At 59.5% G+C, this 19,410-nt stretch carries 19 protein-coding genes; 16 read left to right on the top strand and 3 right to left on the bottom strand.

Features of this window, described 5'->3' with window-relative positions; genetic code table 11:
• Window positions 1–16: 16 nt before the first annotated feature.
• The 3 genes from M2400_RS09860 (at window position 17) to M2400_RS09850 (ending at window position 2,682) form a co-directional block, all read left to right on the top strand.
• Entirely contained in the window at window positions 17–1,372 is a 1,356-nt protein-coding gene (locus M2400_RS09860) for a tryptophan--tRNA ligase (RefSeq protein ID WP_177077920.1), read from the top strand.
• A gap of 78 nt (window positions 1,373–1,450) precedes the next feature.
• Window positions 1,451–2,545 (top strand): cell division protein ZapE, encoded by a 1,095-nt coding sequence (gene zapE, locus M2400_RS09855; protein WP_177043424.1) that lies wholly within the window; start codon window positions 1,451–1,453, stop codon window positions 2,543–2,545.
• Between the two features lie 14 nt (window positions 2,546–2,559).
• Window positions 2,560–2,682, top strand: a complete 123-nt coding sequence (locus tag M2400_RS09850; protein WP_259195861.1) for a hypothetical protein — start codon at window positions 2,560–2,562, stop codon at window positions 2,680–2,682.
• Between the two features lie 56 nt (window positions 2,683–2,738).
• On the opposite strand, the gene M2400_RS09845 is transcribed toward M2400_RS09850, so the two are convergent.
• Entirely contained in the window at window positions 2,739–3,659 is a 921-nt protein-coding gene (locus tag M2400_RS09845; RefSeq protein ID WP_172834601.1) for a GlxA family transcriptional regulator, read from the bottom strand.
• Between the two features lie 220 nt (window positions 3,660–3,879).
• Here M2400_RS09845 and M2400_RS09840 point away from each other — a divergent pair, with 220 nt between their 5' ends.
• Window positions 3,880–5,016, top strand: coding sequence for an acyl-CoA dehydrogenase family protein (locus M2400_RS09840; RefSeq protein WP_003216028.1), 1,137 nt, complete (start codon window positions 3,880–3,882; stop codon window positions 5,014–5,016).
• Window positions 5,017–5,123: 107 nt separating this feature from the next.
• On the opposite strand, the gene M2400_RS09835 is transcribed toward M2400_RS09840, so the two are convergent.
• The gene (locus M2400_RS09835) at window positions 5,124–6,164 is read right to left on the bottom strand and encodes an NADP(H)-dependent aldo-keto reductase (RefSeq protein ID WP_177043425.1); all 1,041 of its coding nucleotides are present in this window, start codon (window positions 6,162–6,164) and stop codon (window positions 5,124–5,126) included.
• Window positions 6,165–6,412: 248 nt separating this feature from the next.
• Here M2400_RS09835 and rplM point away from each other — a divergent pair, with 248 nt between their 5' ends.
• From rplM to M2400_RS09795, 8 genes are all read left to right on the top strand, one after another.
• A complete protein-coding gene (rplM, locus tag M2400_RS09830) occupies window positions 6,413–6,841 on the top strand; it encodes a 50S ribosomal protein L13 (protein ID WP_003216032.1) in 429 nt (142 codons plus the stop codon).
• 14 nt (window positions 6,842–6,855) lie between these two features.
• Entirely contained in the window at window positions 6,856–7,248 is a 393-nt protein-coding gene (rpsI, locus tag M2400_RS09825; protein ID WP_003216038.1) for a 30S ribosomal protein S9, read from the top strand.
• Window positions 7,249–7,514: 266 nt separating this feature from the next.
• Complete coding sequence (gene petA, locus M2400_RS09820; RefSeq protein ID WP_003216040.1) at window positions 7,515–8,111, top strand: ubiquinol-cytochrome c reductase iron-sulfur subunit; 597 nt, start codon at window positions 7,515–7,517, stop codon at window positions 8,109–8,111.
• Window positions 8,111–9,322, top strand: coding sequence for a cytochrome bc complex cytochrome b subunit (locus tag M2400_RS09815; RefSeq protein ID WP_003216042.1), 1,212 nt, complete (start codon window positions 8,111–8,113; stop codon window positions 9,320–9,322). Before petA ends, M2400_RS09815 begins: the two co-directional genes overlap by 1 nt.
• A complete protein-coding gene (locus M2400_RS09810; RefSeq protein WP_010170751.1) occupies window positions 9,322–10,101 on the top strand; it encodes a cytochrome c1 in 780 nt (259 codons plus the stop codon). The genes M2400_RS09815 and M2400_RS09810 overlap by 1 nt, the downstream gene beginning before the upstream one ends.
• 145 nt (window positions 10,102–10,246) lie before the next feature.
• Window positions 10,247–10,864 carry a glutathione S-transferase N-terminal domain-containing protein gene (locus tag M2400_RS09805; RefSeq protein WP_010170749.1) on the top strand — a complete coding sequence of 206 codons (618 nt, stop codon included), beginning with the start codon at window positions 10,247–10,249 and terminating at the stop codon, window positions 10,862–10,864.
• Between the two features lie 17 nt (window positions 10,865–10,881).
• Complete coding sequence (locus tag M2400_RS09800; RefSeq protein ID WP_003216051.1) at window positions 10,882–11,301, top strand: ClpXP protease specificity-enhancing factor; 420 nt, start codon at window positions 10,882–10,884, stop codon at window positions 11,299–11,301.
• Window positions 11,302–11,471: 170 nt separating this feature from the next.
• Window positions 11,472–12,221 carry a FadR/GntR family transcriptional regulator gene (locus tag M2400_RS09795; protein ID WP_177043426.1) on the top strand — a complete coding sequence of 250 codons (750 nt, stop codon included), beginning with the start codon at window positions 11,472–11,474 and terminating at the stop codon, window positions 12,219–12,221.
• Window positions 12,222–12,412: 191 nt separating this feature from the next.
• Here the strand turns inward: M2400_RS09795 and M2400_RS09790 are convergent, their stop codons facing one another.
• The gene (locus M2400_RS09790) at window positions 12,413–13,567 is read right to left on the bottom strand and encodes a phospholipase (protein WP_259195853.1); all 1,155 of its coding nucleotides are present in this window, start codon (window positions 13,565–13,567) and stop codon (window positions 12,413–12,415) included.
• Between the two features lie 235 nt (window positions 13,568–13,802).
• Between M2400_RS09790 and kdgD the strand changes: the two genes are divergently transcribed.
• The 4 genes from kdgD to garD all read left to right on the top strand — a co-directional run bounded on the left by kdgD (window position 13,803) and on the right by garD (window position 19,233).
• On the top strand, window positions 13,803–14,714 hold the full coding sequence (kdgD, locus tag M2400_RS09785) for a 5-dehydro-4-deoxyglucarate dehydratase (protein ID WP_003216058.1): 912 nt from the start codon (window positions 13,803–13,805) through the stop codon (window positions 14,712–14,714).
• Window positions 14,715–14,768: 54 nt separating this feature from the next.
• Window positions 14,769–16,214, top strand: a complete 1,446-nt coding sequence (locus M2400_RS09780) for an aldehyde dehydrogenase family protein (protein ID WP_177043428.1) — start codon at window positions 14,769–14,771, stop codon at window positions 16,212–16,214.
• A gap of 87 nt (window positions 16,215–16,301) precedes the next feature.
• Window positions 16,302–17,666, top strand: coding sequence for an MFS transporter (locus M2400_RS09775; RefSeq protein WP_010170736.1), 1,365 nt, complete (start codon window positions 16,302–16,304; stop codon window positions 17,664–17,666).
• A 13-nt stretch (window positions 17,667–17,679) separates the two neighbouring features.
• On the top strand, window positions 17,680–19,233 hold the full coding sequence (garD, locus tag M2400_RS09770) for a galactarate dehydratase (RefSeq protein WP_177043430.1): 1,554 nt from the start codon (window positions 17,680–17,682) through the stop codon (window positions 19,231–19,233).
• Window positions 19,234–19,410: the final 177 nt, after the last annotated feature.

The following is a 19,410-nucleotide window of genomic DNA, read 5'->3' as shown; positions in this document are numbered from 1 at the left end:
TGACAAGCGATCACCCATGACGACCCGTACCCGCATCCTCACCGGCATCACCACCACCGGCACGCCGCACCTGGGCAACTACGCCGGCGCGATTCGCCCGGCGATTCTTGCCAGCCAGGACGCCAATGCCGACTCCTTCTACTTCCTGGCCGACTACCACGCCCTGATCAAGTGCGATGACCCGCAGCGCATCCAGCGCTCGCGTATGGAAATCGCTGCGACCTGGCTGGCCGGTGGCCTGGATGTGAACCGGGTGACGTTCTATCGCCAGTCCGACATCCCGGAAATCCCCGAGCTGACCTGGCTGCTGACCTGCGTGGCGGCCAAGGGCCTGCTCAACCGTGCGCACGCCTACAAGGCCTCGGTGGACAAGAACCTGGAAAACGGCGAAGACCCGGATGCGGGCATCACCATGGGCCTGTACAGCTACCCGGTGCTGATGGCGGCGGACATCCTGATGTTCAATGCCCACAAGGTGCCGGTCGGTCGTGACCAGATCCAGCACGTGGAAATGGCCCGGGACATCGGCCAGCGCTTCAACCACCTGTTTGGCAAGGGCAAGGAATTCTTCACCATGCCCGAGGCGTTGATCGAAGAAAGCGTCGCCACCTTGCCGGGCCTGGATGGCCGCAAGATGTCCAAGAGCTACGACAACACCATCCCGCTGTTCACCAGCGCCAAGGAGATGAAGGACGCGATCTCGCGCATCGTCACCGACTCCCGCGCGCCGGGCGAAGCGAAGGACCCGGACAACTCGCACCTGTTCACCCTGTACCAGGCGTTCGCGACCAAGGCCCAGGAAGAAGAATTCCGCGGCGAACTGCTGCAAGGCCTGGGCTGGGGCGAGGCGAAGAATCGTCTGTTCCAATTGCTGGACGGCCAACTGGGTGAAGCGCGCGAGCGTTACCATCAACTGATGTCGCGCCCGTCGGACATGGAAGACCTGCTGCTGATCGGCGCCCGCAAAGCCCGCGCCGTGGCTGCACCGTTCCTGGCCGAGTTGCGTGAAGCGGTGGGCCTGCGTTCGTTTGTCAACCCGGTCGCCGTTGCCGCCACCACCAAGAAGAAAGCCGCGAAAGCCGCGCGTTTTGTGAGCTTTCGCGAAGACGACGGCAGCTTCCGTTTCCGTTTGCTGGCGGCCGAAGGCGAGCAATTGCTGCTGTCGCGCAACTTTGCCGACGGCAAAACCGCTGGCGCTGTGACCAAGCAGCTGCAATCGGGTCAGGCGCTGGATGTACGCAGTGAAGACTTGAGCTTCAGCGTGTGGCTGGAAGGTGCTGCTGTCGCCGATAGCCCGGCGTTCGCCGACAGCGCCTCGCGGGATGCGGCCATCGAAGCCTTGCGCGTTGCGTTGACCCCAATCGAGGATTGACCCGACCAAGGGTTGATTGCCATTCTTCAGGGCCGTCGTTACAGTGGCGGCCCGTTTTTGTTGCCTTGCTAACGAATTATGACGCCCCTAGAACGATATCAAGCTGATCTGAAACGCCCCGAATTCTTCCATGACGCTGCCCAGGAAACTGCGGTGCGCCATTTGCAGCGCCTGTACGACGATCTGGTCCAGGCCTCGCAGAACAAGCCGGGCATGTTCAGCAAGTTGTTTGGCAAGAAAGACCACACGCCGGTCAAGGGCCTGTATTTCTGGGGTGGTGTTGGCCGGGGCAAGACTTACCTGGTGGACACTTTCTTCGAGGCGCTGCCGTTCAAGGAAAAGGTCCGTACTCACTTCCACCGCTTCATGAAGCGCGTGCACGAAGAGATGAAGACCCTGCCGGGCGAGAAGAACCCGCTGACCATCATCGCCAAGCGCTTCTCGGAAGAGGCCCGGGTGATCTGTTTCGATGAGTTCTTCGTGTCCGACATCACCGACGCGATGATCCTCGGCACCCTGATGGAAGAGCTGTTCAAGAACGGTGTGACCCTGGTCGCCACGTCGAACATCGTGCCCGACGGCCTGTACAAGGACGGCCTGCAACGCGCGCGCTTCCTGCCGGCCATCGCCCTGATCAAGCAGAACACCGACATCGTCAACGTCGACAGCGGCGTCGACTACCGCCTGCGTCACCTCGAGCAAGCCGAACTGTTCCACTATCCGCTCAACGAAGTGGCCCAGGAAAGCCTGCGCAAGAGCTTCCGTGCGCTGACGCCGGAATGCACCCAGGCGATCGAAAACGACAAACTGATCATCGAAAACCGCGAAATCATCGCGTTGCGCACCTGCGATGACGTGGCCTGGTTCGATTTCCGCGAGCTGTGCGACGGCCCTCGCAGCCAGAACGACTACATCGAACTGGGCAAGATCTTCCATGCGGTGATCCTGAGCGGTGTCGAGCAGATGAGCGTCACCACCGACGACATCGCGCGGCGCTTTATCAACATGGTCGATGAATTCTACGACCGTAACGTCAAGCTGATCATCTCGGCGGAAGTCGAGCTCAAGGACCTCTACACGGGCGGTCGCTTGAACTTTGAATTCCAACGGACCTTGAGCCGCTTGCTGGAAATGCAGTCCCACGAGTTCCTGTCGCGGGCGCACAAGCCATAAGCGATGTGCTCGAAATGAAAAAGGCCCGCAGCGATGCGGGCCTTTTTTATGCAAAATTTCCAGCTCAACAGAAATCAACTGTGGGAGCCGGGCTTGCCCGCGATAGCGGTCTGGCAGCTAATGCAGCTGGTGCCTGACACGCCGCCATCGCAGGCAAGCCAGCTCCCACATTTGTACTGTGTACACCCTTTGGTTATGCGGCCTGCTGGAACTGCTGGCGATACTGGTTGGGCGACAGCTCGGTGTGCTGCCGGAACAGCCGCGCAAAGAAGCTCGCGTCGTCGTAGCCCACTTCGTAACTGATGGTCTTGATGCTTTTGCGGCTACCGGACAGCAAGCCCTTGGCCGTCTCGATGCGCAGGCGTTGCAGGTAGTGCAGCGGCTTGTCACCCGTGGCGGTCTGGAAGCGGCGCATGAAGTTGCGGATGCTCATGCCGTGTTCCCGGGCCACGTCTTCGAAGCGGAACTTGTCGGCGAAGTGCTCTTCGAGCCAGTGCTGGATTTGCAGGATGATCACGTCCTGGTGCAGCTTCTGGCCGCCAAACCCGATACGCCCCGGTGCATAGCTGCGCTGCACTTCATAGAGGATGTCGCGCGCCACGGCCTGGGCGATGTTGGCGCCGCAGAAACGTTCGATCAGGTAGATGTAGAGGTCGCAGGCCGAGGTGGTGCCGCCGGCGCAGTACAGGTTGTCGGCGTCGGTCAGGTGCTTGTCCTGGTTCAGTTGCACCTTGGGGAAGCGTTCGCTGAAGGCGTTGAAGAAACGCCAGTAGGTGGTCGCCTCCTTGCCGTCCAGCAGGCCAGCTTCGGCAAGCCAGAACACCCCGGTGGCTTCGCCGCACAGCACCGCGCCACGGGCATGTTGTTCGCGCAGCCAGGGCAGCACTTGGGGGTAGCGTTGGCACAATGAGTCAAAGTCGTCCCAGAAGGCCGGGAGTACGATGATGTCGGCGTTTTCAAGGCCGCCGTCCACCGGCATGATCACATCGCTGAAGCTGCGCACCGATTGCCCGTCGGGGCTGACCAGGCGGGTTTCAAACGCGGGAGTAAGGCCCTGGCCCAGCTGTTTGCCGTAGCGCAGGCTGGCGAGGTGAAAGAAATCCTTGGCTTGCATGAGGGTTGAAGCGAATACCCGATCAATGGCCAAAATGCTGACGCGCCGCAAGGGCGTGGAGATTTGGTTAGACATAATTTCATTTATTCTTATAGGGGAAAGTGGTCACCAGACGGCTGGATCGTCTTATTTTTTGTCGCATGTGTCCAGTGTCCCGTGAGGCATTCGCGGCTTAGGCTCTGTGATCCCGGTCTTGTCCGACAATTCACGCAGGTGACCCATGATTCCCAGAACCTTGTTCAGCTCGGAGCACGAACTCTTCCGCCAGAGCGTGCGCACCTTCCTCGAAAAAGACGCGGCGCCGTTCCACGGGCAATGGGAAAAGCAGGGCTACATTGATCGCAACCTGTGGAACAAGGCAGGGGAGGCGGGGATGCTCTGCTCGCACCTGCCGGAGGAGTACGGCGGCCTCGGGGCGGACTTTCTCTACAGCGCGGTGGTGATCGAAGAGATCAGTCGTCTGGGCCTGACCGGGATTGGTTTCTCCCTGCATTCGGACATCGTCGCGCCTTACATCCTGCATTACGGCAGTGAGGCGCTGAAGCACAAATACCTGCCCAAGCTGATCTCCGGGGAGATGGTCACGGCCATCGCCATGACCGAGCCGGGTGCCGGGTCGGACCTGCAAGGGGTCAAGACCACAGCGGTGCTGGACGGTGATGAGTACGTGATCAACGGCTCCAAGACCTTCATCACTAATGGCTTTCTGGCGGACCTGGTGATCGTTGTCGCCAAGACCGATCCCAAGGCCGGCGCCAAAGGCACCAGCTTGTTCCTGGTGGAAGCCAACACGCCGGGATTCGACAAGGGCAAGCGCCTGGAGAAGGTGGGAATGAAGGCCCAGGATACGTCGGAGCTGTTCTTCCAGGATGTGCGCGTACCCAAGGAAAACTTGCTGGGCCAGGCGGGGATGGGCTTTGCCTATCTGATGCAGGAGTTGCCCCAGGAGCGCCTGACGGTGGCGATTGGTGCGTTGTCGTCAGCCGAGGCGGCGTTGCAGTGGACGCTGGAGTACACCCGCGACCGCAAGGCGTTCGGCAAGGCGATCATTGATTTCCAGAACACCCGTTTCAAGTTGGCGGAGATTGCTACGGAAACCCAGATTGGCCGGGTGTTTGTCGACAAATGCATGGAGCTGCATCTGGAAGGCAAGCTGGATGTGCCAACGGCGGCGATGGCCAAGTACTGGGCCACGGACCTGCAGTGCAAGGTGCTGGATGAGTGCGTGCAGTTGCACGGAGGCTACGGCTTCATGTGGGAATACCCGATCGCGCGGGCGTGGGCGGATGCGCGGGTGCAGAGGATTTATGCGGGGACCAACGAGATCATGAAGGAGATTATTGCGCGGGCACTTTGAATCTTCGGTGTGGCTGATGATGCTATCGCGGGCAAGCCCGGCTCCCACAGTTGGAATGCATTTTCCTGCGGGAGCTGGCTTGCCTGCGATAGCTATCTAAAGGTTAATCACGGCGCAGGATTCGGATGATCCTTCTGGATCGCCTCAATCCCCGCCAACACTTCATCCGACAGTTTCAGGTCGGCACTGGCAATGTTGCTGTCCAGTTGCTCCAGGGTAGTGGCGCCAATGATGTTGCTGGTCACGAACGGTTGCTGGGTCACAAACGCCAATGCCATCTGCGCCGGGTCCAGGCCGTGCTCACGGGCCAATGCCACATAACGGCTGCACGCTGCTTCCGATTGCGCATTGAAGTAGCGGCTGAAGCGGCTGTAGAGGCTCAGGCGGCCCTTGGCCGGGCGTGCGCCACCTTCGTATTTGCCGCTGAGCATGCCGAACGCCAGCGGTGAATAAGCCAACAAACCACACTGTTCACGAATCGCGATTTCCGCCAGGCCCACTTCAAAGCTGCGGTTGAGCAGGTTGTAGGGGTTCTGGATCGACACCGCGCGGGTCCAGCCACGGGCTTCGGCCAGGGCCAGGAACTTCATGGTGCCCCACGGCGTTTCGTTGGACAGGCCGATGTGGCGGATCTTGCCGGCCTTGACCTGTTCATCCAGGGCTTCGAGGGTTTCCTCCAGCGGCGTCAGGTCCTCTTCAGCTTTGTGCTTGTAGCCCAGTTGGCCGAAAAAGTTGGTGCTGCGCTCGGGCCAGTGCAGCTGGTAGAGGTCGATCCAGTCGGTTTGCAGGCGTTTCAGGCTCGCGTCCAGGGCTTCTGTGATGTGCTTGCGGTTGTGCTTGAGGCTGCCGTCGCGGATGTAGTCGATGGTGTTGCCGGGGCCGGCGATCTTGCTGGCGAGGATCCAGTCGGCACGGTCGCCGCGGCTTTTGAAGTAATTACCGATATAGCGCTCGGTGGTGGCGTAGGTATCTGCCTTGGGCGGCACCGGGTACATTTCTGCGGTGTCGATGAAGTTGATGCCCGCGGCCTTGGCCCGTTCGATCTGTGCGAAGGCCTCTGCCTCGCTGTTCTGCTCGCCCCAGGTCATGGTGCCCAAGGCTATCGCGCTCACGTTCAGATCGGTTCGGCCCAGCTGTCGATAGTCCATCGGGTACTCCTTCGGGGAAAACAATCATAAAAGCAGGTTGAAATTTTTTTGGCAATCTGCATAATTGCCCACCTCTTTCTGCAGTGGAAGTGATGCGCCGCCTGCCGAAGAATCTTGCCGTTGAACGGACGCGCCGACCCGAGCCCCCGATAGCGTCTGTATCCGGCTGCCTTTGACTTGTCAAAGTACGCACTATTCAGTAAGATCCGCCGTCTAATTTACAGGGCGGCCCCTGAGGCTATTAAAGAATGACAACTTTTACTGCAAAACCAGAAACAGTTCAGCGCGACTGGTTTGTCGTCGACGCCGCTGGTCAGACCCTGGGTCGTCTGGCCACTGAAGTCGCCAGCCGTCTGCGTGGCAAGCACAAGCCTGAGTACACCCCTCACGTTGATACCGGTGACTACATTGTCATCATCAACGCCGAGCAGGTACGTGTTACCGGCAACAAAGCGCAAGACAAAATGTACTACCGTCACTCCGGTTTCCCAGGCGGTATCAAGTCTTCGAACTTCGAAGGCCTGATCTCCAAAAAGCCTGAAGCCCCGATTGAAATCGCGGTCAAAGGTATGCTGCCGAAGGGCCCACTGGGTCGCGACATGTATCGCAAGCTGAAAGTCTATGCGGGCGCTGCTCACCCTCATGCTGCTCAGCAGCCCCAAGAACTGAAGTTTTAACGGAATAGTTCATTATGTCGGCGACTCAAAATTACGGCACTGGCCGTCGCAAAACCGCTACCGCTCGCGTTTTCCTGCGTCCGGGTACTGGTAACATCTCGATCAACAACCGCACTCTGGAAAATTTCTTCGGTCGCGAAACTGCCCGCATGGTAGTTCGTCAGCCGCTGGAATTGACCGAGACCGTTGAAAAGTTCGACATCTACGTCACCGTTATCGGTGGCGGTGTAAGTGGTCAAGCTGGCGCAATCCGCCACGGTATCACTCGCGCTCTGATGCAGTACGACGAAACCCTGCGTGGCGCTCTGCGCAAAGCTGGCTTCGTTACTCGCGATGCTCGTGAAGTTGAACGTAAGAAAGTTGGTCTGCGTAAAGCGCGTAAGCGTCCGCAGTACTCGAAGCGTTAATTCGCTTTTACGTTCCAGAAAACGCCCAGCCTCCTCACGGAGCTGGGCGTTTTTTATTGCCTGCTATTTATGTAAAAAAATCTCTGTGACAACTTGCCACATCCGTAGAGCCCCTATACTCAAAGGCTTGGAGCTGGTGCCGGGGGTAATTACCTTGTCAGACGTGGGGCTTTTCATTACCATTCGGCAAAATTTTTATAAGTTCAGATTTAACACTTAGTAGACGCCTGATTTAACAGGCCACAAAGCTGATGGGAGAGGACTGAATGAGCAATGACGGCGTGAATGCAGGCCGGCGTCGCTTCTTGGTAGCAGCCACATCCGTGGTGGGTGCTGCAGGAGCGGTGGGGGCTGCGGTCCCGTTCGTGGGGTCATGGTTTCCCAGTGCCAAGGCGAAAGCCGCAGGTGCACCGGTGAAGGTGAATGTCAGCAAGATCGATCCAGGCCAGCAAATGATTGCTGAGTGGCGCGGTCAGCCAGTGTTCATCGTTCGTCGTACCGAGGAAATCCTGGGAAATCTGAAGAAGATCGAGGGCCAGCTGTCTGACCCCGACTCGAAGAATTCCGACCAACCCGCTTACGTCGATAAGGAAATTCGCTCGATCAAGCCGGAGATTCTGCTGCTGATCGGTATCTGCACCCACTTGGGTTGCTCTCCCACCTTCCGCCCGGAAGTGGCGCCCGCGGACCTGGGCAAGGACTGGGTCGGGGGCTATTTCTGCCCGTGCCACGGTTCTCACTACGACCTCGCTGGCCGCGTCTACAAGTCACAACCCGCACCACTGAACCTGCCAGTTCCGCCACATCACTACGAGACTGACAGTGTCATTGTCATTGGCGTCGACGAGGGGGAGAAAGCCTGATGAGCAAGTTCATGGATTGGGTGGATGCGCGCTTCCCCGCGACCAAAATGTGGGAAGACCACCTCAGCAAGTACTACGCACCGAAGAATTTCAACTTCTTCTATTTCTTTGGCTCCCTGGCACTTCTGGTACTGGTCAACCAGATCGTTACCGGTGTCTGGCTGACGATGAGCTACACCCCGTCGGCCGAAGAAGCCTTTGCCTCCGTCGAATACATCATGCGCGACGTCGAGTACGGCTCGATCCTGCGTCTGCTGCACTCCACCGGCGCCTCGGCGTTCTTCATCGTGGTCTACATGCACATGTTCCGTGGCTTGCTCTACGGTTCGTACCAGAAGCCCCGCGAGCTGGTGTGGGTGTTCGGCATGCTGATCTACCTGGCGCTGATGGCCGAGGCCTTCATGGGTTACCTGCTGCCGTGGGGCCAGATGTCCTACTGGGGCGCCCAGGTGATCATCTCGCTGTTCGGCGCGATCCCGGTCATCGGCAACGACCTGACCCAGTGGATTCGTGGTGACTACCTGATTTCCGGGATCACCCTGAACCGCTTCTTTGCCTTGCACGTGGTGGCCTTGCCGATCGTGATCCTGGGCCTGGTGGTGCTGCACATCCTGGCATTGCACGAAGTGGGTTCGAACAACCCCGACGGCGTGGACATCAAGAAGCACAAGGACGAAAACGGTGTACCGCTGGACGGCATTCCTTTCCACCCGTATTACACGGTGAAAGACATTGTCGGCGTGGTGGTGTTCCTGTTCATCTTCTGCTCGATCGTGTTCTTTTTCCCGGAGATGGGCGGTTATTTCCTCGAGAAACCCAACTTCGAACAGGCGAACGCGTTCAAGACCCCGGAACACATTGCCCCGGTCTGGTACTTCACTCCGTTCTACGCAATCTTGCGAGCGATTCCCGACAAACTCATGGGCGTTATCGCCATGGGCGCGGCGATTGCGGTGCTGTTCGTGCTGCCCTGGCTCGACCGTAGCCCGGTCAAGTCCATGCGCTACAAGGGCTGGCTGAGCAAGATCTGGCTGTGGGTGTTCTGCATTGCGTTCGTGATCCTGGGTGTACTGGGCGTGTTGGCGCCGACCCCGGAGCGGACGTTGTTGTCGCAGGTCTGCACCTTCCTGTACTTCGCCTACTTCATTCTGATGCCGTTCTACACCCGGCTCGAGAAGACCAAACCGGTACCGGAAAGGGTGACTGGCTGATGAAAAAATTATTCGTTGCATTCATTCTTGCGGCCCTGCCGCTGCTGTCTTTCGCCGCTGAACACGGCCCAGAGCTGGAAAAAGTCGACATCGATGTGTCGGACAAGGCTGCGATGCAGGACGGGCTGCGTACGTTCACCAACTACTGCATGGGCTGCCACAGCGCCAAGTTCCAGCGTTACGAGCGCGTAGCCGACGACCTGGGCATTCCCCATGACGTGATGCTCAGCCACTCGGTGTTCACCGGTGCGAAGATCGGCGACCACATGACCATCGGCATGCAACCTGCCGACGCCAAGACCTGGTTCGGGGCTGCGCCGCCCGACCTGACCCTGGTGGCCCGTGTGCGTGGCACCGATTGGCTCTACGGCTACCTGAAATCCTTCTACGAAGACCCGACGCGTCCCTACGGCGTGAACAATAAAGTGTTCCCGAACGTCGGTATGCCTAACGTTCTGGTCGGCCTGCAAGGCCGCCAAGTGGTAGGATGCAAGCAAGTACAAATCGTCGAAGACGGCAAGAAGCAGTATGATCCGCTCACCGGTACGCCTTTGACTCATGAAGCGTGCGATCAGCTGACCATAGTGCCGAAGACCGGCGCGCTGAACGAAGAGCAGTTCGACGAGAAGGTCAAGAATCTGGTGACCTTCCTGGCCTACTCGGCCAACCCAGTGAAGCTGCAGCATCAGCGCATTGGTACCTATGTGTTGCTGTACCTGGCCTTCTTCTTCGTGTTCGCCTACCTGCTGAAACGCGAATACTGGAAGGATGTGCATTGATCCAACCGTAAGTAATTGCTGTTAATCTTGCGCGCCCAGCGGCATCTCTGAAGGTAAGTCTGGTTTATCCAGGCGTCACGGAGATGCTCACTGGGCGCGCTCGTTTTTGAGCTTCCGATAATTTCAACAAGCGAGGAGGACCGCCATGGGCGTGACCAATCGGTTGGCCTGTTACTCCGACCCCGCCGACCACTATTCCCACCGAGTACGCATCGTGCTCGCAGAGAAGGGTGTCAGCGCAGAGATCATTACTGTGGAGGCGGGTCGTCACCCACCGAAACTGATCGAAGTGAACCCTTACGGCAGCTTGCCCACCCTGGTCGATCGTGACCTGGCGTTGTGGGAGTCAACCGTGGTGATGGAATACCTGGATGAGCGTTATCCCCATCCGCCGTTGTTGCCGGTGTATCCGGTGGCGCGTGCCAACAGCCGCCTGCTGATCCACCGGATCCAGCGTGACTGGTGTGGCCTGGTGGACCTGATTCTGGATTCACGCAGTAAAGAAGCGGCCCGGGTTCAGGCGCGCAAGGAATTGCGCGAGAGCCTGACCGGTGTTTCGCCGTTGTTTGCCGACAAACCTTTTTTCCTCAGCGAGGAACAAAGTCTGGTGGATTGCTGCCTATTACCCATACTCTGGCGCTTGCCGATTTTGGGCATAGAACTGCCGCGGCCTGCCAAGCCGCTGCTTGACTACATGGAGCGCCAGTTTGCGCGTGAGGCTTTCCAGGCGAGTCTGTCTGGCGTCGAACGCGATATGCGCTAAGGCTTAAGGAGCCGTTGATGAACTCCAGTCGACCTTACCTGGTCCGCGCGCTCTATGAGTGGATAGTGGACAACGATTGCACCCCGCACATGCTGGTCAATTCCGAGTTTCCCGCGGTTCAGGTACCGCAAGGTTTTGCCAGTGACGGACAAATCGTCCTGAACGTTTCACCCAGTGCTGTGCGTCACCTGCACATGGACAATGAAGCGGTCAGCTTCGAAGGGCGTTTCGGCGGTGTGCCGCATACGCTGTTCGTGCCCATCGGCGCCATCCTCGGGATTTACGCCCGGGAAAATGGCCAGGGCATGGTGTTTGATCTGGAGTCGTCCCTTGAGGATGACGAAGCGATCGAGCTCGAAGGCGAAGATGATGTACCGCCGCCGGATTCCGAGCCACCGCGCCCAAGCGGTCGGCCGAGTCTGAAAGTGGTGAAGTAACAAGACGCCAGCCCTCGGGCCAGTGTTGAAAATGCCTCGGCAATGCCGGGGCATTTTTTTGCCTGGTGAAAACCCCGGCGGTTATAGATGAAAGTCATGACGCAACGGTGATCGTACAACCGCCATGGGCTATCATGCGTACTTCTGATCGCCGAGATAGATGATTCATCATGGAAAACGCCAGCGCCGCCCCTCGTCATCCCCGCAAGCGCCGCAGCCTTGCCCAGGAATTGGTCACGGTGTTGTCCGAGCAGATCCGCGACGGCCAACTCAAACGTGGCGACAAGCTGCCCACCGAGTCGGCGATCATGGATGCCCATGGGGTCAGCCGCACCGTGGTGCGTGAAGCCATCTCGCGATTGCAGGCGGCGGGGCAGGTGGAAACCCGCCATGGCATCGGCACCTTTGTGCTGGATACGCCGAGTCCCAGCGGCTTCCGGATCGACCCGGCCACTGTTGTTACGCTGCGTGATGTTCTGGCGATCCTCGAGCTGCGGATCAGCCTGGAAGTGGAGTCTGCCGGCCTTGCTGCCCAGCGTCGCAGCGAAGAGCAATTGGCAGGCATGCGCGCAGCCCTCGATGCCCTGAACGAAAGCGCGGCCCGCGCTGGTGATGCGGTGGCGTCGGACTTCCAGTTCCATCTGCAGATTGCCCTGTCCACCGGCAACCGCTACTTCACCGACATCATGACCCACCTGGGCACCAGCATTATTCCGCGCACACGGTTGAACTCGGCGCGCCTGGCCCATGATGACCAGCAGCACTACATGAGCCGCCTGAGCCGCGAACACGAAGAGATCTATGAGGCGATCGCTCGCCAGGACTCGGATGCGGCGCGGGCGGCCATGCGTTTGCACCTGACCAACAGCCGTGAGCGGCTGCGCCATGCTCATGAAGAGGCTGAAGCGCAGCGCGGTTAATTCCAGCCTGGAAGGCTTGGAAGCTCATTGTGGCGAGGGAATTTGCTCCCGTTGGGCCGCGCAGCGGCCCCAAAACCATTCCCCCGAGTTCTGTCTGAAAGAACCCCGTGTTCTCGCTGGGGCTGCTTCGCAGCCCAACGGGAGCAAGCTCCCTCGCCACAGGTTAATGCACAAGGCTTAACTCATGTCGTTCAGGCCGGCTGATTCGGCTTGTAGTCCTTGAGCAGCAGGTACGTACTCCAGCCCCACCAGTCATTGGTCCACTGCTTGTCGTTCAGGTTGTTGACGTCCTTGCGCCGCAGCACTTTGTCGCCTTCAGCCTTGAACAGCGGTGAAAAGTTGTTCGCCGGGTTTTGCGCGGCATTCAGGTCCGGCACATACAACGGCGCCTTGAAGTTGGCCGGGGAGGGCGCCACGCCGCTGATAAACGTTTCGAAGATTTCGTCGGCCGAGGCCTGCACGGCACGTTTGACCATGGCCCGGTTGGCCGCATCGTTGCTGTCGAAATAACGTTTATCACCGTAGGCGTGCCACTGTTCGCCCAAGGCGTTGCGCACATTGAGCCCGAACTTGCTGTCTTCGTCGTGCATGAAGCGGCTGATCAGCGAGCCCAGTTCACCCGGTGTCACCACTGCCGCCAGTTGCTTGCGCGGTACCCGCAGGTGGCCGGCGGAAAACAGATCGGTCAAAAAGTGATCAGCGAAACCGTTCATGGCGTAGGCCAGTTCCAGCGCCTGGTCGGTGCCGGTCTGATGGGCCACCACCGCTTGTTGCAACGCCGCAGTATGGCCCGCCAGATAGGCTGCCAACGCCCATTCGCCGAAGTGATCGGCGTTGTCTGCCGCCAGTTTCAGATAGCGCCCCAGCGGAATCAGCGCCGACACGGCACTGCCGCCGCCGGTGATGCGGTTCCACTCTTCGGACAGTGTGTCACCCAGCGCGTCATAGGCTTCATGGGGCTGCTTGCCGTCCTTGATCGCCTGGTTGACCGCGTTGATCTCTTTTTGCATCACCGCCAGGATTTTTCCTGCTTCCTCCCGTGATGCCGGGAGTACCGCCAGCGAGTTGAAGGCGTCGGTAAAGCGCTGCACGCGATCAGCGGGCGATGCACCTTCGTTGATGGGGCGCCCGGGAATTCCGTAGAAATCGCCGCCCAGGGCGATGATCTGGCCATAGCTCAGGGCCAGGCCGTTGGGCAGGTGCAATTCAACCTGGCGCGCAGGAATCGCTGGGGCATCCTTGACGAAGCGCAACAGGGTGTCGTCGCCGATGGCGGTGTGTTCGCCCCCTTCAAAACGCAGGGTGGGTGGCTTTTTTACAGGTGTGGCGAGTTCAAGACCTGACATGTTAGCTCCTTGCTATGTCGTAGGAATCTTCCGTAATAACTGTACGTATATACAGTTAAATCGAGCATAGAGGAGAAATTTCCTACGTCAAGGGAGGCGTATACAAATCCCGAACCGGTAGAAGGTCGATGAATTGCAGTTGACGAATATTTTTATAGTTGTACGATGACGTACGACATCAAGATAACCATCCGCAATCTCACAACAGAAAGTCTTCGCCCAGGGTGTTCGAATAATGAATCCACAAGAACTGAAGTCCATCCTCTCTCACGGTCTGCTGTCTTTCCCGGTGACCGATTTCAATGCCCAGGGTGATTTCCACCAGGCGGGCTACATCAAGCGTCTGGAATGGCTGGCCCCTTATGGCGCCACGGCCTTGTTCGCCGCTGGCGGCACCGGTGAGTTTTTCTCCCTGGCGGCCAGCGAATATTCGCAAGTGGTGAAAACCGCGGTTGATACCTGCGCCACCAGCGTGCCGATTCTTGCCGGTGTCGGCGGTGCCACCCGCCAGGCCATCGAGTACGCCCAGGAAGCCGAGCGTCTTGGCGCCAAAGGCCTGCTGCTGCTGCCGCACTACCTGACCGAAGCCAGCCAGGACGGGGTTGCCGCCCACGTTGAAGCGGTGTGCAAGTCGGTCAAGATCGGTGTAGTGGTCTACAACCGCAACGTCTGCCGCCTGACCGCGCCGCTGCTGGAACGCCTGGCCGAGCGCTGCCCGAACCTGATCGGCTACAAGGACGGCCTGGGTGACATTGAATTGATGGTGTCGATCCGCCGTCGCCTCGGTGACCGTTTCAGCTACCTGGGCGGCTTGCCGACTGCAGAGGTTTACGCCGCGGCCTACAAGGCCCTGGGCGTGCCCGTGTACTCCTCGGCGGTGTTCAACTTCATTCCAAAAACCGCGATGGATTTCTACCACGCCATTGCCCGGGAAGATCACGCCACCGTCGGCAAGATCATCGACGACTTCTTCCTGCCGTACCTCGATATCCGTAACCGCAAGGCCGGTTACGCCGTGAGCATCGTCAAGGCCGGGGCGAAAATCGTCGGTTATGACGCAGGCCCCGTGCGTACGCCGCTGACCGATCTGCTGCCGGAAGAATACGAAGCCCTGGCCGCGCTGATCGACAAGCAAGGCGCGCAATAACCCATCACCAAGGCCGCTGAGTAATCAGCGGCTTTTTGCGTCAGGAGAGCATTCGTGTCCCAAGCCAAGCGTTTTGAAAACTACATCGGTGGCCAATGGGTTGCCGGCGCCGACTATTCGGCCAACCTCAATCCGTCGGAGTTGTCTGATGTCATTGGCGAATACGCCAAGGCGGATCTTGCCCAAGTCCACGCCGCCATTGACGCTGCGCGGGCTGCATTCCCAGCGTGGTCCACGTCCGGCATCCAGGCCCGTCATGACGCCCTGGATAAAGTCGGCACCGAAATCCTCGCCCGCCGCGAAGAGCTCGGCACCCTGCTGGCCCGGGAAGAGGGCAAGACCCTGCCCGAAGCCATCGGCGAAGTGACCCGCGCCGGCAACATTTTCAAATTCTTCGCCGGTGAATGCCTGCGCCTGTCCGGCGACTACCTGCCGTCGGTGCGCCCGGGCGTCAATGTCGAAGTGACCCGCGAAGCCTTGGGTGTGGTTGGCCTGATCACACCGTGGAACTTCCCGATTGCCATTCCTGCCTGGAAAATCGCCCCGGCCCTGGCCTACGGCAACTGCGTGGTACTCAAGCCGGCCGAACTGGTCCCGGGTTGCGCCTGGGCCCTGGCCGAAATCATCTCCCGCGCCGGCTTCCCCGCCGGTGTGTTCAACCTGGTGATGGGCAGCGGCCGTGTGGTCGGTGATGCCATGGTCAACAGCCCGAAAGTCGACGGCATCAGCTTTACCGGCTCGGTGGGCGTGGGTCGTCAGATCGCGGTCAACTGCGTGTCGCGCCAGGCCAAGGTGCAGTTGGAGATGGGCGGCAAGAACCCGCAGATCATTCTCGACGACGCCGACCTCAAGCAAGCCGTCGAGCTCTCGGTGCAAAGCGCGTTTTACTCCACCGGCCAGCGTTGCACCGCTTCCAGCCGCTTTATCGTGACCGCCGGGATTCACGACCAGTTCGTCGCGGCCATGGCCGAGCGGATGAAGTCGATCAAGGTCGGCCACGCCCTGAAAACCGGCACCGACATCGGCCCGGTGGTTTCCCAGGCGCAGCTGGACCAGGACTTGAAGTACATCGACATCGGCCAGAGCGAAGGTGCCCGGTTGGTCAGCGGTGGTGAACTGGTGACCTGCGACACCGAAGGCTACTTCCTCGCGCCGACGCTGTTTGCCGACAGCGAAGCCGCGATGCGCATCAGCCGTGAAGAAATCTTCGGCCCGGTGGCCAACGTAGTGCGCGTGGCGGATTACGAAGCGGCGCTGGCGATGGCCAACGACACCGAGTTCGGTCTGTCGGCGGGTATTGCCACCACGTCGCTGAAGTACGCCAACCACTTCAAGCGTCATTCCCAGGCCGGGATGGTGATGGTCAATCTGCCGACTGCCGGTGTGGATTACCACGTTCCATTCGGTGGCCGTAAGGGTTCATCCTACGGTTCGCGTGAGCAAGGTCGCTATGCGCAAGAGTTCTACACCGTGGTGAAAACCAGCTACATCGGTTCGTAACGGCTGCACCCTGTGGCGGGTCCGTGCCCGCCACAGGCTTACAATTTGATTACCCGCAAAAAAAATAATTAGTGGGAGTACATTTTCATGCAAGCGACCAAGCCGACCCATGTCCGCTATTTGATCCTGCTCATGCTGTTCCTGGTGACCACGATCAACTACGCCGACCGGGCGACCATTGCCATTGCGGGCTCCAGCCTGCAGAAAGACCTCGGCATTGACGCCGTCACCCTCGGTTATATCTTCTCCGCATTCGGTTGGGCCTACGTGGCCGGGCAAATTCCCGGCGGCTGGCTGCTGGACCGGTTCGGTTCGAAAAAAGTCTACGCCCTGAGCATCTTCACCTGGTCACTGTTCACCGTGCTGCAAGGCTATGTCGGTGAGTTCGGTGTCTCCACCGCTATCGTTGCGCTGTTCATGCTGCGGTTCCTGGTGGGCCTGGCTGAAGCGCCATCCTTCCCCGGAAATGCCCGCATCGTGGCGGCCTGGTTTCCTACGGCTGAACGCGGTACGGCCTCGGCCATCTTCAACTCGGCGCAGTATTTCGCCACCGTGTTGTTTGCGCCGCTGATGGGCTGGATCGTCTACACCTTCGGCTGGCAGCACGTGTTCGTGGTGATGGGCGGCATCGGCATTGTGTTCTCGCTGATCTGGCTGAAAGTTATCCACAGCCCGCGCCAGCACCCGATGATCAATGAGGCTGAGTTCCAGCATATTGCGGCCAACGGCGCCATGGTCGACATGGACCAGGACAAGGGCAAAGGCAAGAAAACCGACGGCCCGAAGTGGGATTACATCCGTCAGTTGCTGACCAACCGCATGATGCTCGGCGTGTACCTGGGCCAGTACTGCATCAACGGCATTACCTATTTCTTCCTGACCTGGTTCCCGGTGTACCTGGTTCAGGAGCGCGGCATGACCATCCTCAAGGCCGGCTTTATCGCCTCGTTGCCTGCGATCTGCGGTTTTATCGGCGGCGTATTGGGCGGGGTGATTTCCGACTACCTGCTGCGTAAAGGCCATTCCCTGACCTTCGCCCGCAAGGCGCCGATCATTGGCGGCCTGCTGATTTCCAGTAGCATCGTGGCGTGCAACTACGTGGACATCGAATGGATGGTGGTGGGCTTCATGGCCCTGGCCTTCTTCGGTAAAGGCGTTGGCGCACTGGGTTGGGCGGTTGTTTCCGACACCTCGCCGAAACAAATCGCCGGGCTGAGTGGCGGTTTGTTCAATATGTTCGGCAACCTGGCGTCCATCAGCACACCGATCGTGATCGGCTACATCATCAGCACCACCGGCTCCTTCAAGTGGGCCCTGGTGTTCGTCGGTGCCAATGCCTTGCTGGCAGTGTTCAGCTACCTGGTGATCGTCGGCCCGATCAAGCGTGTGGTGCTTAAAGAGCCGCCGGCCAACGGCCCTGAGCTGACTAAACTTTCCCAAGCGCATTCCTGAAGGGGCCCGCGTCATGCAGTTGATTGAACATGCCGATTCGCCACGCTCCATCCGTTTGCACGCGCTGGATAACGTGGTGATTGTGGTCAACGACCAGGGCGTACCGGCGGGGACCGAGTTTCCCGACGGCCTGGTGACGGTGGATTTCATTCCCCAAAGCCACAAGGTCACCCTGGAAGACATCCCCGAAGGCGGTCGGATCATTCGCTATGGGCAGACCATCGGGTATGCCTTGCACCCGATTCCCCGCGGCAGTTGGGTCCAGGAAGATCAACTGCGCATGCCCACGGCGCCGCCTCTGGACAGCTTGCCGCTGTCCACCGAGGTGCCCGAGGCCCAGGCACCGCTGGAAGGGTTCACCTTCGAGGGTTATCGCAACGCTGACGGCACCGTGGGCACGCGCAATATCCTCGGCATCACCACCACGGTGCAGTGCGTCACCGGGGTGCTGGACCATGCGGTGAAACGCATCAAGGACGAGTTGCTGCCCAAGTACCCCAACGTCGATGACGTGGTGGCGCTGACCCACAGCTATGGCTGTGGTGTGGCGATCACGGCTACCGACGCCTACATCCCGATTCGCACCGTGCGCAATCTGGCACGCAACCCGAACCTGGGCGGTGAGGCCCTGGTGATCAGCCTCGGTTGCGAGAAATTGCAGGCCGGGCAGGTGATGCATGAAAACGACAGCTCGGTTGATCTGAGTGAGCCGTGGCTGTATCGGTTGCAGGATTCCAGCCACGGCTTTACCGAAATGATCGAACAGATCATGGAATTGGCCGAAACCCGCCTGAAGAAACTCGACCTGCGCCGGCGGGAAACGGTACCGGCGTCGGAGTTGATCCTCGGCATGCAGTGCGGTGGCAGCGATGCATTCTCCGGGATCACCGCCAACCCGGCGCTGGGTTATGCCTCGGATCTGCTGCTGCGGGCGGGCGCGACGGTGATGTTTTCCGAAGTTACCGAAGTACGCGATGCTATCTACCTGCTGACCTCCCGCGCCGAGAATCAGGACGTGGCCCGGGAGCTGGTACGGGAGATGGATTGGTACGACCGTTACCTGGCCAAGGGCGAGGCGGATCGCAGCGCCAACACCACGCCGGGCAACAAGAAGGGCGGGTTGTCGAATATTGTCGAGAAGTCGCTGGGGTCTATCGTCAAGTCGGGCAGCAGTGCGATCAATGGGGTGCTCGGCCCGGGCGAACGGTTCAATCGCAAGGGCCTGATTTTTTGCGCGACGCCGGCCAGTGACTTTGTGTGCGGCACGTTGCAGTTGGCGGCGGGGATGAACCTGCATGTGTTCACCACCGGGCGTGGCACGCCCTATGGGCTGGCGATGGCGCCGGTGGTGAAGGTCTCGACGCGTACCGAGCTGGCGCAGCGCTGGCCGGACCTGATTGATATCGACGCCGGGCGGATTGCCACCGGGCGGGCGACGATTGAAGAGCTGGGCTGGGAGCTGTTCCACTTCTATCTGGATGTGGCCAGCGGCAAGAAACAGACGTGGGCGGAGCAGCACAAGCTGCACAATGACATTACGTTGTTCAACCCGGCGCCGATTACCTGATCTGTCCACCGACAGTGCTTTTTGTGGCGAGGGAGCTTGCTCCCGCTGGGGTGCGAAGCACCCCCAAAAATGGGACTGCTGCGCAGTCCAGCGGGAGCAAGCTCCCTCGCCACAGGTTATTTACAGCTCGGGACTGTCTCTTAACTGAGTGGCATTAGGGCGAGCCCCCACCATAAG

Source organism: Pseudomonas sp. BIGb0558 (assembly GCF_024807515.1).
Classification (GTDB): Bacteria; Pseudomonadota; Gammaproteobacteria; order Pseudomonadales; family Pseudomonadaceae; genus Aquipseudomonas; species Aquipseudomonas yamanorum_A.
The sequence above is the reverse complement of the archived record's forward strand: the minus strand, read 5'-3'. Positions and strand labels throughout refer to the sequence as shown.